The 15,060-nt window shown below is 69.8% G+C and carries 12 protein-coding genes; 10 read left to right on the forward strand and 2 right to left on the reverse strand.

Annotated features, from left to right (window positions below; genetic code table 11):
* Nucleotides 1-5 precede the first annotated feature (5 nt).
* Both ACIRHA_RS32565 and ACIRHA_RS32570 read right to left on the reverse strand, forming a co-directional pair.
* Nucleotides 6-1,457 carry a sulfatase-like hydrolase/transferase gene (locus ACIRHA_RS32565; RefSeq protein ID WP_403853328.1) on the reverse strand — a complete coding sequence of 484 codons (1,452 nt, stop codon included), beginning with the start codon at nt 1,455-1,457 and terminating at the stop codon, nt 6-8.
* Nucleotides 1,458-2,783 (reverse strand): MFS transporter, encoded by a 1,326-nt coding sequence (locus tag ACIRHA_RS32570; RefSeq protein ID WP_403853330.1) that lies wholly within the window; start codon nt 2,781-2,783, stop codon nt 1,458-1,460.
* A gap of 469 nt (nt 2,784-3,252) precedes the next feature.
* Here ACIRHA_RS32570 and ACIRHA_RS32575 point away from each other — a divergent pair, with 469 nt between their 5' ends.
* From ACIRHA_RS32575 to ACIRHA_RS32620, 10 genes are all read left to right on the forward strand, one after another.
* Entirely contained in the window at nt 3,253-3,465 is a 213-nt protein-coding gene (locus tag ACIRHA_RS32575) for a hypothetical protein (protein WP_403853332.1), read from the forward strand.
* Nucleotides 3,466-3,523: 58 nt separating this feature from the next.
* On the forward strand, nt 3,524-3,817 hold the full coding sequence (locus ACIRHA_RS32580; RefSeq protein ID WP_403853334.1) for a hypothetical protein: 294 nt from the start codon (nt 3,524-3,526) through the stop codon (nt 3,815-3,817).
* Between the two features lie 174 nt (nt 3,818-3,991).
* The gene (locus ACIRHA_RS32585) at nt 3,992-4,966 is read left to right on the forward strand and encodes a hypothetical protein (RefSeq protein WP_403853336.1); all 975 of its coding nucleotides are present in this window, start codon (nt 3,992-3,994) and stop codon (nt 4,964-4,966) included.
* Nucleotides 4,967-5,076: 110 nt separating this feature from the next.
* Nucleotides 5,077-5,400 (forward strand): pilin, encoded by a 324-nt coding sequence (locus ACIRHA_RS32590; protein WP_403853338.1) that lies wholly within the window; start codon nt 5,077-5,079, stop codon nt 5,398-5,400.
* 125 nt (nt 5,401-5,525) lie between these two features.
* Nucleotides 5,526-7,325, forward strand: coding sequence for a hypothetical protein (locus ACIRHA_RS32595; RefSeq protein ID WP_403853340.1), 1,800 nt, complete (start codon nt 5,526-5,528; stop codon nt 7,323-7,325).
* Between the two features lie 38 nt (nt 7,326-7,363).
* Entirely contained in the window at nt 7,364-8,515 is a 1,152-nt protein-coding gene (locus ACIRHA_RS32600; RefSeq protein ID WP_403853342.1) for a PrgI family protein, read from the forward strand.
* A complete protein-coding gene (locus ACIRHA_RS32605; RefSeq protein ID WP_403853344.1) occupies nt 8,512-10,440 on the forward strand; it encodes a VirB4 family type IV secretion system protein in 1,929 nt (642 codons plus the stop codon). Before ACIRHA_RS32600 ends, ACIRHA_RS32605 begins: the two co-directional genes overlap by 4 nt.
* Before the next feature lie 51 nt (nt 10,441-10,491).
* Nucleotides 10,492-12,993 (forward strand): type IV secretory system conjugative DNA transfer family protein, encoded by a 2,502-nt coding sequence (locus ACIRHA_RS32610; RefSeq protein WP_403853346.1) that lies wholly within the window; start codon nt 10,492-10,494, stop codon nt 12,991-12,993.
* Between the two features lie 41 nt (nt 12,994-13,034).
* Entirely contained in the window at nt 13,035-14,084 is a 1,050-nt protein-coding gene (locus ACIRHA_RS32615) for a replication-relaxation family protein (protein ID WP_403853348.1), read from the forward strand.
* Complete coding sequence (locus ACIRHA_RS32620; protein ID WP_403853350.1) at nt 14,084-15,028, forward strand: NlpC/P60 family protein; 945 nt, start codon at nt 14,084-14,086, stop codon at nt 15,026-15,028. The genes ACIRHA_RS32615 and ACIRHA_RS32620 overlap by 1 nt, the downstream gene beginning before the upstream one ends.
* Nucleotides 15,029-15,060 lie beyond the last annotated feature (32 nt).

Below are 15,060 nucleotides of genomic sequence, written 5' to 3' on the forward strand. Positions count from 1 at the left end.
GCCCATCAGTGTAGTCCGCGCTGCTGGGACAGCCCGCGGTCGACGGGGAGATGCTGGGGCTGCGTCGGCAGTCCGGTCGGGATTCCGTCGGTGATCCAGTCGCGGTCGGAGCCGTACGCCTCCTCCGCGATGCGGCGCAGCAGACGCTCGCGGACCGTGGCGAGATCCGGGTCGTGCGCCAGATCCCGCTCGTCCCAGGGGTCGTTGGGTACGTCGAAGAGCTGCACCACGTCGCCCATGGGGTAGTAGACGAGCTTGTAGCGGCCGTCGTGCGCCATGCGCGTGGCCTCCGAGCCCTCCCCGTACTCGCCGTGCAGGAAGGTGCGTTCGCCGTCGACCATCGAGACGCCCTCCACCGTCTCCGGTACGGGGATGCCCGCGAGGCCGAGGAGTGTGGGCATGACGTCCTGGAGGCCGACGAGCCGGTCATCGACGGTCCCGGCCGGCACCTGCTCAGTGGCCGTGTCGCCCACGAGGAGCATGGGCACGTTCGCCGACTTCTCGTAGAACACCCGCTTCGCCCACAGGTCGTGGTCGCCGAGCATGTCGCCGTGGTCGGAGGTGAACAGGATGACCGTGTCGTCCAAGAGGCCCTGCTCACGCAACGTGCCGATGACGAAGCGGAGTTGGTGGTCGACGTAGGTGCACTGGGCGTAGAAGGCGCGCTTGGCCAGCTGCTCCTCGGCGTCGCGCCGGCCGATCGGGCTGTCGGCGTGCCGCCGGCGCTGGAGCTGAGCGGGGGCCTTGTCGCCCTCGGTCACCCAGTCGCCCACAATGCGTTCGTCCATCTCCTGTCCCGCGTACATGTCGAGATACGCGGCGGGCGGTGTCAGGGGCGGGTGCGGGGCGGTGAACGACAAGTACCAGAACGCGGGCCGCGTGGGATCGCGGCGCACGATGGTCTCGGCCATGGAGCGGGCGGCCCAGTGCGTCACGTGCATCGCCTCGGGCAGGTGCCAGGGCCGCGCGGTGTACTGGTTGTTGCTCATGCCGTGGGCGTAGCTGAGACCGGCATGCCCGTTCGCCGCGAGGAAGCGCTCGTAGTCGTCGGCGACGCCCCACTGCGAGCGGCCCTCCTCGCTGAGCAGTACGTCGTCGAAGCCGATGCGGCTGCGCTGCGGGTAGACGTGCAACTTGCCCACCGCGTACGCCTGGTAGCCGTTGTCCCGGAACGTCTGGGCCAGGGTCGGCAGCCCCTCCGCCATGGGCAGGTCCTGCTGGAAGGTGCGGTCGCCGTGACTGCGGGGCGTCGTGCCGGTCATGATCGTCCGCCGGGCCGGGACGCACACCGGGGATTCGCTGTAGGCGCGGGTGTAGCGGGTGCCGGCCGCGGCCAGCGAGTCCAGCGTGGGGGTCTGGATGACGGGATGTCCCGCGCCCCCCAGGAGCCGGCCGAACCAGTGGTCGACGGTGATGAGCAGGACGTTGGGGCGGGAGTTGGGGTCGGGGCGGGTCATTCAGGACTCCTGTGCGGTTCGTGCGGGGGTATTGCCGGTGCGGGCGGCAGGCGCCGCGGGCCCACCCCCGAACACCTTGCGGGCGACGCCGGCCATCACGGCGGCGAACACCATGACGGCGGCGAGGAAGAGCATCGACGCGGACAGCGAACCGGTCGCCCCCTTGATGGCCCCTACGACGTAGGGGCCGACGAAGCCGCCCAGATTGCCGACCGAGTTGATCAGTGCGAGACCGGCGGCGGCCTGCGCCCCGACGAGCAACCGCGAGGGGATGCTCCAGAAGATGGGCTGCCCGGCGAACATGCCGACGGCAGCGAGGCTGATGAAGCCGAGCTGGGCGACAGGGTTGCCGCTGACCGCGGCGCCGGCCAGGCCGACGGCGCCGAGCAGGGTGCACCCTGCGATCTGGCGGTAGCTGTTCCCACTCCGCGCCGCCACGCGCGGCCACACATAGAGCGCCACGGCCGCGAAGAAGAAGGGGATGGCGTTGAGCCAGCCGTTGACCGTGGCGGAGACGTCGAACTCGGCGATCAGCGTCGGCAGCCACAGGCACAGCCCGTACGCCGCGGTCGGGAACGCCGCGAACCACAGGCACAGGAAGAGGACCCGCTTGTCAAGAAGCGTCCGCCAGGCGCTGCCGTGGGTGGCGGGGGCCGCCGCCCGCTCGGCCGCCATCTTCTCGATAAGCCACTGGCGCTCCGGCTCGGTGAGCCATGCAGCCTTCGCCGGGGAGTCCGGCAGGGCGACGAGGACCACGACGGCCATGACGAGAGCGGGCAGCCCGGTGATGACGAACACCCACTGCCATCCATCGATGCCGAGGAATCCGTGCATGTCGAGCAGCACGCCCATCAGGGGTGCGCCGATGACCGTGGAGACCGGGTTTGCCAGCAGGAACAGCCCGATGACCTTCCCCCGGTGCTCTCCGGGGACCCACTGCGCCAGGAAGTAGAGCGCGCCCGGGTAGAAGCCGGCCTCTGCCGCACCGAGCAGAAAGCGCATGATGTTGAAACTGGTCTCGCCCTGCACCAGGGCGGTCAGCACGACGACCACGCCCCACGTCACCATGATCCGCGCGATCCAGCGCCGCGCACCGAACCGTACGAGCGCGAGGTTGCTGGGGACTTCCAGAAGGAAGTAGCCGACGAAGAAGATCCCGGCGCCGAACCCGAACGCGGCGTCGGACAGGCCGAGGTCCTTCTGCATGCCGAGCTGAGCGACGCCGATGTTCGTCTTGTCGATGAACGAGATCAGGTAGCAGAGCGTGAGGAGAGGGGCGACTCTCCACATCACCTTCCGCACAACGATGTGTTCCACGTGTTCCACGCCCGCCCCCATCAACTTCTCTGATGTCTTATGTCAGAGAGCAGAGTGGATCGCGTTTCCCTCGGCGGCAATGCCCTCACCTGAGCCCGCAGCCGCCCGGGGCCGGAGTCAATGGCTCGACGCTGTTGGCGATCTTCACCGGGTGGACGGCCGGGCGAAGCGGTGGTGCGCTGGCGGCAACAAGGGGCGATCCCAGCGGGTTGATCACGTCTTTGCAGCCACGAAACTTCCAGGCGATCCCGGTCGAAACGCAGCGCACGGAGTGGGCGGCGTGTCCGAAGGGGACGGCCACGATGTTGATCCGTGACCGTCTTTACGAGATGCGTCGAGGGCAACGCCGCCGACCGCATCCTGCGCCTGATGCTGCGCCAGATGACGGCGAGCCGGTTCGCCAGGCGGGGCCGGCTGCGCACCGACGCCACCCACGTGCTGGCCGCGGTACGCCGCGTCAGTCGCCTGGAACTGGCCAGTGAGAGTGCGCGCGGCCCTGGAGGAACTCACCCGCCAGGGCCCCAACTTCCCGGCCCCGCTGACCGAGTCCGGCTGGGACAAGCGCTACGGGCACCGGGTGGAAATCCACAGAGTCCCCGACGGCGCGGCCGGCATCACCGCGCTCGCCGAATCCATCGGCCAAGACGAGCCCCGCCCGATGGTCGCACTGTGGTCAGCCGACGCCCCTTGACCGAACAGATATAAGTCCCCCCTGCACCAGCAGAGTCGACCGGCCCAGGTCTGTGACCTTGCAACCCACACGCGAACTCCACGAGATCCAGCTCGGCGACTGGGCCGACCAGGACGACCAGCAGTGGAAGGACCGCTACGCAATGCGCACAGGCGTCAAGGCCCCCAGGCCGTCCGCCCCCTGGGCCTGCCAAGCTCCCACTACCGGGGCCTGCCCAAGCCCCACCTCCACACCGTCCTCACCGTCGGGGGCCTGCAACGTGGTCCGCATCGCCGACTGGCTCCGCACACCCGCCCGGGCCAAGCGCGGCCCCCGCTTCCGCGCACTCTGCCTCTCCACCGGACTCACATAGATCGCCAGCAGAGTCACGGCATTGCTTTTAAGTAGCAACACCAGTCATAGGCCAGACGGTGGCGACGACCACGACATCGGGCTTGTCCCGACTTGCCCTCGCCTTGCTCACTTCTTGTCGAACGTCCGCCCTGATGAAGGCACCTCCCATCCCTCCACGTAGGAGTTGCCTTCCATGACCACCGCACCGTACGGCGGCAAGTCGCGTCCCATCTCTGCGCTCGCCACCCACCGACTGCCGCTGGACACCACTCGCGACTGCTTCACTTGGCTGACCTCCGGTCCGGACCCACTCTCCTTGGACTGCCGCGCCTGGCCCGGCCTGCCCAACCGCGCGATCCCGCTCGACGAACTGCGCAACAGGTTGCTGCGCCGACAATGCCCGCACCGCACCCGCGATGCCGCCTGGGCACAACTGGTGCGCAACTCGCGATGCCGGGGTGCCAGTTGGGCACTGGCATGCACCGGAATGGCACTGCCGGCCCTGGCACGGCTCGTAGCGCGGCTGGAGGCCCGGTACCCGGGCGATCCGTACGACATCCAGGCCGAGGTCGTCTCCGGATTCCTCAAAGCGCTCGCCGCGATCGACGTCGAGCGGCCCCACATACTCGTCCGGCTGCGGTGGGCGGCCTACCGCGCCGGCTTCGCCGCCCTACGTGAAGCGCTCGACGCCCCCACCCCGCTCCCGCCCGGTTTCTGGTCCGCCCCACCGACTCCCCCGTGGGGTCACCCGGACCTCGTACTCGCCAAGGCGGTCCGTGCCTCGGTCCTGACCCGGACCGAGGCGGACCTCATCGGGTCGACCCGACTGGACTCGGATCCGCTCACGGACTGGGCGGACCGGTCCGGGATGACCGCCTCAGCCGCGTACAAGGTCCGTCAGCGGGCCGAACACCGACTGGTCGCCTTCTTGCGGGATCCGGACTGCGGTACCGACTCGGCGCACCGTACGACCACCGCCCCGACGTCAGACTGCGGACCGCGGGCAGTGTCTCGCAGCGACCACCATCGCGCGCCGTCGCCCCACCCGGCGTCCCGCCGCGCCACAGTCGATCACGCCCGTGCGGAACGACCTCGCGCGCATGCCCACGAACCGCTGCCGGAATGTCCGTTGTCCAAAACCGGGCCGAATCGCGGACTTCTTACCTGAGGGGCTTTCCGTTCACGTCCCTGCTCGCGCCCCTCCGTCGGAGGTCTGCCGTGTTCCCGATCCAACGCCGCTCCCGCTCAACCCGTTTTACCGACCGGCGACTCGTCTGGTTGGCCGTCACCGCCGCAGTGGTCCTGGTGCTCTGGGCCCTGGACAGCGTCCCGGCCCGCGCCGCCGACACGCACGAGCTCCTGGCCCTCGCCAAGTCCGTGAACGAGATCCTGAACAACATCCGCAACTGGCTCATGGGCGTCCTGGCTGCTCTTGCCACAGTGTTCCTGACCGTCGGCGGCGTCCGGTACGTCATGGCCGGCGGCGATCCCGGCGAAGTGGAAAAGGCCAAGACGGCCTTCAAGAGCGCAGGTTGGGGTTACGGACTGGCCGCGCTCGCCCCGCTCGTCGTGGAGATCCTCAAGGGAATCGTGGGCAACTGATGGCCGGCATAGGGTCGTTCACCAAGCGAGGTCCGTTCGCACCGCTGCCCCTTCGGCCCGGCCGGTGCCGCGCCGCACACGTCGGCCCACGATGTCCACGGGGACGCTGGGCCACCATCAGCCTCGTGCTCCGCACCTTCCTCACCACCATGCTCACGATCGGCATACTCGCGGGCCCCGCACGAGCCGCCTCCCACGCCCCGCCAACGCCTCCCCCATCCCCGACAACCACGTCGGCGCCGCGCGCCCCCTCCCCCTGCACCTCGACGGACTGCATTCCCCAACCCACACCCACCGATCGGCCCTCCCCGAGCGGCCAACCGAGCACCACCCAGCCGGACGACGCAGGCGGCGACAGCGCGCCGGGCGGGGTCTCGGGCTGGATCGCCAAGGGCATCTTCGGCGCGATCAGTTCCTTCTTCCGCGGCATCGTCGACGCGGCTCTCAACCCGCTGCTCGACCTGCTCGGCAGGACGCTGCTTACCACGCCGAGTCCGGCGTCGTTGCCGCGGATCGGAGAGTTGTGGGCGAACTCCTGGCAGATCACTCTCGCCTGCTACTCGCTGCTGGTCTCCGTGGCCGGAATCGTCGTCATGGGGCACGGCACCGTGCAAACCAGCTACTCCGTACGGGAGATGGCCCCGCGCATCCCCCTGGGCTTCATGGCCGCCGGCCTGTCGCTGTTCCTGGCGGGCAAGGCCGTGGACCTGGCCAACGCCCTTTCCCAGGCCGTGATGGGGGACGGCGTAGGCAGCGGCGCCTCCGGCGCGCTCCTGCACGCCTTCATCTTCGGCGCGCTCGATGCCAACGGCGGCAACCTCTTCTTCGTCCTCATCGGTCTCACGCTCGTCGGCACACTGGTGGCTCTGCTGGTCTGCTACGTCGTCCGGTTGGCCCTCACCGTGATCCTCATCGTCGGGGCTCCGCTGGCCCTGATGTGCCATGCGTTGCCGCAGACCGAAGGCATCGCCCGTTGGTGGTGGAAGGCGTTCGGCGGCGTACTGGCCATCCAGGTCGTGCAGTCGCTCGCACTCATCACCGCGCTGCGGCTCTTCCTCCGTCCGGGCGGATTCACAGTCTTCGGGCCCGGCCGCAGTGGACTGGTCGATCTCATCGTGGCGTTGGCCCTGTTCTACATCTTGTTCAAGATACCGTTCTGGATCCTGGGGTCGGTGCGGGTCAGTCCTGGGCGCTCGCTCGTCGGCGGCCTCATCCGCGGCTACATCACGTACCGCACCTTCGGGGCGCTGCGAGGCCTGTCGGGAGGGGCTCGGGGCGGCGCCGGATCCGGCGGCGGACTCGGGCCTCCCAGCGGTGGGGCGAACAGCCCGGGGTCGGGCGGCCCGCCCCGCTCACCGGCACCGTCCGGGTTCCCGGCTGGGGCTCGAGCCCGTCGTGGTGGCGGGGCAGGCTCTCGTACGGCGTCCGGTGTTCGGCGGTCACCCGGTCCGCCGTTGTTCCTGCCGCCGTCGGTGTCCGCATCGCCCGACGCCGCAGCGCCGCACGGGCGGGCCGCCGGGCCGCCGCCCATGCCGGAGTTCCGCGGCCCCGGTGACCCGCCCGGCAACCGCACCGCTTCGACGCCGCGCCCCGGACCACGACCGAGCCGTTCGCCCGGCCCACCGGTCTTCCGAGCCCCCACGCCCGCCGCCCGAGCGTCTCGGTCACAGCCAGCCGGCGAGCTCGGCGTGCGCACGGGCACCCCGAGGCACGACCACCCCGCAACGCCTCACCGGCCACCACCCCCAACCGCGTTCCGCGCCCCGGTATCCGAAACCGGAGCAACCCCGTTGGCGTCGCGCCCCACAGCACCTCCACCCACAACATTCCGCGCTCCCCAACCCCAGCGGTCGGGACGACGACCCGCTCCACCTCCGTCCGGACCACCTGTCGCACCGCGCCGATCAGGAGGTGAGCAGCGGTGACCGTTCCACAGACCAACTCCCCTTCGCCGCCGTATGCCGTGCGCATCCCCGCCGACGTCGACCGCGAAGACACGGTGCTCGCCAACCTGACCGCACGGCAGTTGCTGCTCCTGTCCGTGACCGGAGTCCTGCTCTACGGACTCTGGGCCCTCTCCCGCACGGTCGTGCCGGTCGCGGTCTTCGCGGTCATTGCTCTCCCCGTAGGCGGGGCTGCCGCGCTGCTGGCGCTGGGACAGCGGGACGGCCTGTCACTGGATCGCCTCGTCCTCGCCGCGATTCGGCAAGGCGCCTCGCCTCGCCACCGGGTCGCTGCCCCGGAAGGAATTCTCCCTGTCCCCGAATCCCTCGGCCGGCTCACCCAACGCACCGTCCACGACGGCACTCGCGCCGCCAAGACGCCTTCCCCGGTCCCGTTGCAGCTGCCTGCTCAAGGCATCACGGAGACTGGCGTTATCGACCTCGGCACCGACGGCATCGCTGCAATCGGTGTATGCAGCACCGTGAACTTCGCCCTCCGCACCGCCACCGAGCAGGAGTCCTTGGTCGGCGGGCTCAGCCGGTACCTGCATTCACTGACCGCTCCCGTGCAGATCCTTGTCCGCGCCGAGCGGCTCGACCTCTCCTCACAGATAGCTGAATTGCGCGCCTGTGCAGCGGACTTGCCGCACCCTGCCCTCGATGCTGCCGCCCACGAACACGCCGACTATCTCGTCGAGCTCGGTAGCCAGGCCGACCTCCTGCAGCGTCAGGTGCTGATCGTCTTACGCGAACCGCTGACCACCATCGGCCCGCCCGGAGGGCGCGGCGGTCTGCCCTTCACCATCTTCAACCGGCGCGCATCTGCCCGGCACCGTCCAACAACGATGGCCATCCAACGCGCTGCCGAGGCACGTCTCGTACGTCGACTCACCGAGGCTGTGGAGCTGTTGGGGCCCATCGGCGTCTCCGTCACCCCGTTGGACGCCGGGCAGACCACGGCCGTTCTGTCGGGCGCCTGCAATTCGGACAGCCTCATCCCTCCGTCCTCGGCTCTCGCCAGTTCCGACGAGGTGATCACGGGCGCCGCCGCACCGCCAACGTTGTGGGGCGACCCGACACAAACGAATCCGGCCGAGGACGTGGAAGCGGAACCCACACCAACCCAATCTCACGGCCCGCGCGGAGCAATCGGAGCGAGGTGGTCCACGTGAAGCGTGCCCGCCTGCGCATCCGTCACCCGATGAGTCCTGGCCGATCCGACCTGTACGGAACCGCATCTCCGCTCGGCGCCAACGCCGCCTTCGCCCCCGACGCCATCGTCGTAGCACCCCGGCACCTGGAGGTCGGAGAGGACTGGACGGCGTCCTTCGCCGTCACCGGCTTCCCGCGCGAAGTCCATCCGGGATGGCTGCAACCCCTCCTCACCTTCCCCGGCCGCCTGGACGTCTCGCTCCACATCGACCCCGTCGACCCGGTCACCGCCGCCAAGCGCCTGCGCCGCCAGCTGGCCAAGTTCGAGTCCGGCCGCCGCTACACCCACGACCGGGGACGGCTGCTCGACCCTCACGTGGAGGCGGCCACCGAGGACGCGTACGACCTGAGCGCGCGCGTCGCCCGTGGCGAGGGGAAGCTCTACCGGCTCGGCCTCTACCTGACAGTCCACGCCGCAAGCCGGCAACAACTCGCAGAAGAAGTCGGCGCCGTACGCTCGCTCGCCGCGAGCCTCCTCCTTGACGCCAAGTCCACCACCTACCGGAGCCTGCAGGGCTGGCTCACCTGCCTGCCCGTGGGCCTGGACCTGGTCAAGATGCGTCGTACCGTCGACACGGCCGCCCTGTCGGCAGCGTTCCCCTTCACGAGCCCCGACCTTCCACCGGCTGATCCGACCACCTCCTCCTCTCCCGCCCCGAAAGGCGTGCTGTACGGCTACAACGTCGGCAGCCAAGGCCTCGTCCACTGGGACCGGTTCGCGCTCGACAATCACAACGCGGTCGTGCTCGGACGTTCGGGCGCCGGCAAGTCCTATCTCGTCAAGCTGGAGTCGCTGCGCTCGCTCTACCAGGGCATCGAGGTCTACGTGATCGACCCCGAGGACGAGTACGCGCGCCTCGCCCGTGCAGTCGGCGGCAGCTACGTGCCCCTCGGCGTCGATGGAATCCGGGTCAACCCATTCGACCTGCCGATCCGCACCCATCCCGACGGACGCCGTAGCGCGACCAAGGACGCGCTCATCCGCCGCTCGCTCTTCCTGCACACCGTCGTCGACGTGCTGCTGGCCGGCACGCCGACGCCGACCGACCGTGCGGTTCTCGACCAGGCGATCATCGCCACCTATCGAGGAGCAGGGATCACCGCGGATCCGGCGACCTGGACACACCCCGCCCCGCTCCTCGCCGACCTCGCAACCGCCCTCAAACAAATGAAGGACCGGACGGCAGCGGACCTCGCCGCCCGGCTGCACCCCTTCGTGCAAGGCGCGTTCTCCGACCTCTTCGCCGGCCCTACGACGACCCGGCCCGAAGGGCATCTGGTGGTCTTTTCGCTACGTGACCTGGCTGACGAGCTCAAGCCCATCGGCACGCTCCTGACCTTGGACACCGTGTGGCGGCACGTGTCCGACACGGCGCTGCGCCGGCCTCGACTGGTGGTGGTCGACGAGGCGTGGTCGCTGATGAAGGAGCCCGCCGGCGCCGAGTTCCTCTTCCGTATGTCCAAGGCCAGCCGCAAGCGCTGGGCCGGTCTGACCGTGGCGACCCAGGACACCGCCGATGTCCTCGCCACCGACTTGGGCAAGGCCGTGGTGGCCAATGCCGCCACCCAGATCCTGCTGCGCCAGTCCCCTCAAGCCATCGACGAAGTCACGCGCGCCTTCGGCCTGTCCGACGGGGAGCGACAGTTCCTGCTCACCGCGGATCGGGGCCAAGGGCTGCTTTCCGGGACACAGCGGGTGGCCTTCGAGGCCGTGGCCTCGCCCACCGAGCACTCCCTCGTCACCACGGATCCCGCCGAGCTCGTCGCCTACGCCGAGGAAGACGCGGCTCGGCAATTCGCGGACGTAGCAATCGAGTTGACCGAGGGCGACCCGGACGAGGCCGACGTCGACATGGCAAGACCACTTGGCCTCGCCCCTCCCTGAGTAGACCCCGGTCGACCCGCACCTCCGCTCCCTCTCACGAAGGCGCACCCCATGCCGACACACGTACTCGCCCACCCCTCGTCCCTCCCCACCGCCTCGCCCCTCGTCGACTTCCTCCGCGACCCACAAGGCGCCGTTCACGAAGTACTCGAACTCATCCGCCGCTGCAGCGTGCAATGGGGGCCTACCGTCGGATCGGTGGCCACGTTCGGCGTCCTGGCGATCGTCGTCGCACGCTGGTCCTTGCGACGCCACCACCGCCACGTACTGGCAACCCACGCCCGCCTGATCAGCATCCTTCCCCCGCCGGTCGTGGACCGCGAAGGCGCCGCCGCGCTGTGGGCGAATCTCGTAGGCCTGCTGCGTCCCGGCTGGCGCCGACGCCTGACCGGCCAGCCGCATGTGGCATGGGAGTACTCATTCGACCCCGAGACCACGCGCATTCACCTCTGGATTCCGGGCACCGTCCCGCCCGGCATGGTGGAGCGCGCGATCGAGGCCGCCTGGCCCGGAGCGCGCACCCACACCAGGCCCGCCGCTCCGGCCCTCCCCCAGCCCGCACCTCGGCACCACCAACTCCACACCGCCGGCGGCGAATTACGGCTGTCTCGCAGTGACGCCCTGCCGATCCGCACCGGATTCCCGACCGACCCGGCGCGCGCCCTGCTCGGCGCCCCCGTCGGCCTCGCCCGTGGCGAGCAGGCCGTCGTCCAGATCCTGGCCCGGCCCGTGGCAGGCCACCGGGTGACCAAGGCCCGCCGCGCCGCCCGCCACGTACGCTCCGGACATCCCGCACGGCCTATCAGCCGCCTGCTCGACCTGATAACGCCGGGCCACCACGCCCGTACCAGCGCCGCAGCATCCGTACTCGACCGGCAGGCCGCCTTGGAGCGCTCGGCCGAGGACAGAGCCATCGTCGCCAAACAGCGAGGCGCCCAGTACGAGACCCGCATCCGCTACGCCGTCGCCTCCACCGTCCCCGCCGAGGCGCCCTCGACCGATCGCGCCCACACCACGGATCGTCTACGCGGCCGGGGGCACGCCATCGCCAGCGCGTTCGCCACATTCACCGAGCACAACCATTACCGCCGTAGTCGACGCAGGCGCATGCTCCCCCGCATCAACGCACGCCGCCTGGACAAGGGCGACTTGCTCTCCGTCGAGGAACTCGCCGCGCTCGCACATCTGCCTTGGGACCAGTCCATCGCCGGACTGCAACGAGCCGGTGCCCGCGCCGTTCCGCCACCACCCGGTGTCGCCACCACCGGCCGCGATGTCCGCCCCATCGGCCGCACCGACAGCGGCCATCCGCACCCCGTGGGGCTGCGCGTTCCCGACGCACGCCAGCACCTCCATGTCCTCGGCGCCACCGGCTCCGGCAAGTCCGAACTCCTCGCCCACATGGCGCTGGCGGACGCACTGGCGGGACGGGGCGTCATCGTGATCGACCCGAAGGGCGACCTGGTCAACGACCTGCTGATGCGGCTGCCCGAAGAACTCGGCGAGAAGGTGGTGTTGTTCGACGCCGACGACAAGGAAAAGCCCCCGGTCATCAATCCGCTGGAGGGCACGGACGTCGCCCGCAGCGTCGACAATCTCGTGTCGATCTTCTCTCGTGTCTACGCGACCTCCTGGGGACCGCGCAGCGACGACATCCTGCGCTCGGGTCCCCTCACCCTGCGAACCCTGCCCGGCACTCCGGCCCTTACCGACCTGCCCAAGCTCCTGTCCGTCCCCGCCTTCCGGCACCGGGCCGTCGCCCACATCACGGACGACATCCTCCGAGGGTTCTGGACCTGGTACGACGCCCTCTCCGAAGCCGGAAGCGCCCGCGTGTCCGCGCCGCTGATGAACAAGCTCCGCGCCTTCCTGCTACGCCCGTTCATCCGCTCCGCCATCGCCTCCGGACCGTCCACCGTGGACATGGGCCAGGTCCTCGACGGCGGCATCTGCCTCGTCCGGATCTCCAAGGACACGCTCGGCGCGGAGACTTCCCACCTCTTCGGCTCGGTGATCGTCGCCCGAGCCTGGCAGGCCACCACTCATCGCGCCCGCATCCCTCAAGCGCAGCGCCACGACGCCTCCCTCTACATCGACGAGGCACACACCTTCCTGAACCTGCCATACGCCATGGAGGACATGCTCGCCGAGGCCCGCGGCTACCGCCTGTCCATGACCCTCGCCCACCAGTACCTCCGCCAGCTGCCAAGGGAGTTGGCGGAGGGCATCAGCACCAACGCCCGTACGAAGATCTACTTCAACACGTCCCCCGAGGACGCCCGCCACCTCGCCCAGCACACGGCGCCCCGCCTCACGGAACACGACCTGTCGCACCTTGACGCTTTCCACATCGCGATCCGCCCCGTGCTGTTCGGCGCGGAGGGGCCTGCCTTCACCGCCGTCACGGAGCAGCTCCCGCCGCCGGTCGCCGGCCGGGCTCGAGCCATCCGCGCAGCGGCCCGACGCAACGCGCGCCCGGCCGGCACACCCGCCCCCATACCCCTGGACAAGCGCCTACCCCGCTCCTCGACGGACCCCCGCCGCGGTCCCTGACCGACGACCATCCGACTCACGGCACTACGGAGGTGTGCACCATGAGCACCTTTCCCGTCCCCCAGCGCTCGCTGCGCGGGCATCGCCCACAGCGCCCCAGCCAACGCACAGCAGCCCGCGGCGAGTACGTCGCCCGCATCGCCGGCCGCCTCACTGAACGCGACCGCTGGCTGGCCCGGATGCTGCACGAGCACAAGGTCCTCACCACCGACCAGATCACCCAGCTCGCCTGGCCCTCGGTACGCAGCGCACGCACACGCCTGCTCCGGCTCTACAAGTGGCGCGTAGTGGACCGCTTCCAGCCCTTCGTCACGTACGGGTCGGCGCCCATGCACTACGTCCTCGACGTCGCCGGAGCATCCCTGCTCGAGCGCGAAGACGCCCCGCACCCCGGGGACTTGAACTACCGCCACGACCACGCGATCGGCATCGCACACTCACTCCGCCTCGCCCACACCGTGGCGACGAACACATTCTTCACCACCCTGGTGGAGCACGCTCGCCGCTCCGACGGTGACTGCCAACTCACCGCCTGGTGGTCGGAGACCCGCTGCCGCGGATTCTTCGGCGACATCGTCCGACCGGACGCGTACGGCCGCCTGCGCCAATGCCGCAGCGAGGTCGAGTGGTTCCTCGAATACGACTGGGGAACCGAGCGCCCGGCCGAGCGGGTCGGCGACAAGTTGCCGGGCTACGCCCACCTCGCCGCGACTACCGGCATCACCACACCAGTGCTCATCTGGACACGGTCCGCCCAACACGAAACCCGCATCCGGCGTGCTCTCGCGGTTGCTGCCGCGCTGCTCGACGACCCCTCGCTGGTTCCCTTGGCCACCACGAGTACAGATTTAGTCGCCGGCGAGGCCCGCTGCGATCCCACCGCGGGCAGGTGGCTACCACTCAACACCCCGGCGCCGGACACCCGCCGCGTGCCCCTGGCGGACCTCACCCACGCATGGCCCGCCCTGGCACCCTGCACCGCTCCGGCCCCGCACTGCACATCCGGCACCTCAACCGAACCGGGCTCCCTCGCCCCACCCTCACCCCACGCGCCCAACGCCTACCAGGACCATCGGAGGAGGTACCGCTGATGTCATCCGCAGGTAAGGCCGCCGCCGCGCTGCTCGCCTGCGTCCTGCTCCTCGCTGCTCTGGCCAGTGCGGCCGTTGGCAGCCTGCTGTCGCCCTTCGGCGGAAACCGGCCGACCGAAAGCGCGCTTTCGGACATACCGGCGAACTACCTGGGCCTCTACGCGGATGCCGCCGCCTCCTGCCCCGGTCTGAACTGGTCAGTGCTGGCGGCCGTCGGCAAGGTCGAGTCGGACCACGGACGTTCCACGCTCCCCGGCGTGCACAGCGGCGCCAACTACGCGGGGGCTCGCGGCCCCATGCAATTCTTGCCCTCCACGTTCACCGCGGTCCTGGCTCGCCATCCGTCTCTGCGCTCCGGTACGCGAGCCCCCTCTCCGTACGATCCCCGCGACGCGATACAGGCTGCGGCCGCCTACCTGTGCGACTCCGGGGCGCGGCACGGCGAGAACATTCCGGGCGCCATCCGGACCTACAACCACGATGACGCCTACGTCACTCAGGTCCTGTCCCGGGCGCAGACGTACGGCAGCCGTTCCGAGGCCATGCTCAGCGATCGGCCGAGCAGCGCCGCGCGCGACGCCATCGCCTACGCCAAGGGCCAGTTGGGCCTGCCCTACGAATGGGGTGGCAACGGCCCAGGGAAGGGTGATGCCGGCTTCGACTGCTCGGGCCTGACCCAAGCCGCCTACGCATCCGCAGGGATCCGGCTGCCCCGCATCGCCCAACAGCAATTCACGTCGGGCCCTCGTGTCCCCGCAGACGAGCAGCCCCGCCCGGGAGACTTGATCTTCTACGGACAGGACGCGGCGAGCATCCATCACGTGGGCCTCTACATCGGCAGCGGACAGATGATCCACGCGCCGGGCAGGCATCGTCTGATCAGGATCGCCCCGTACCGGTATCGCGGGGACGACTTCGTGGGAACTGTCCGGCCCGTCGCCTGACAGGTCGGACAGTTCGGACGGGTCATAGATCC

This window comes from Streptomyces sp. NPDC102360 (assembly GCF_044766085.1).
Lineage (GTDB): Bacteria > Actinomycetota > Actinomycetes > Streptomycetales > Streptomycetaceae > Streptomyces.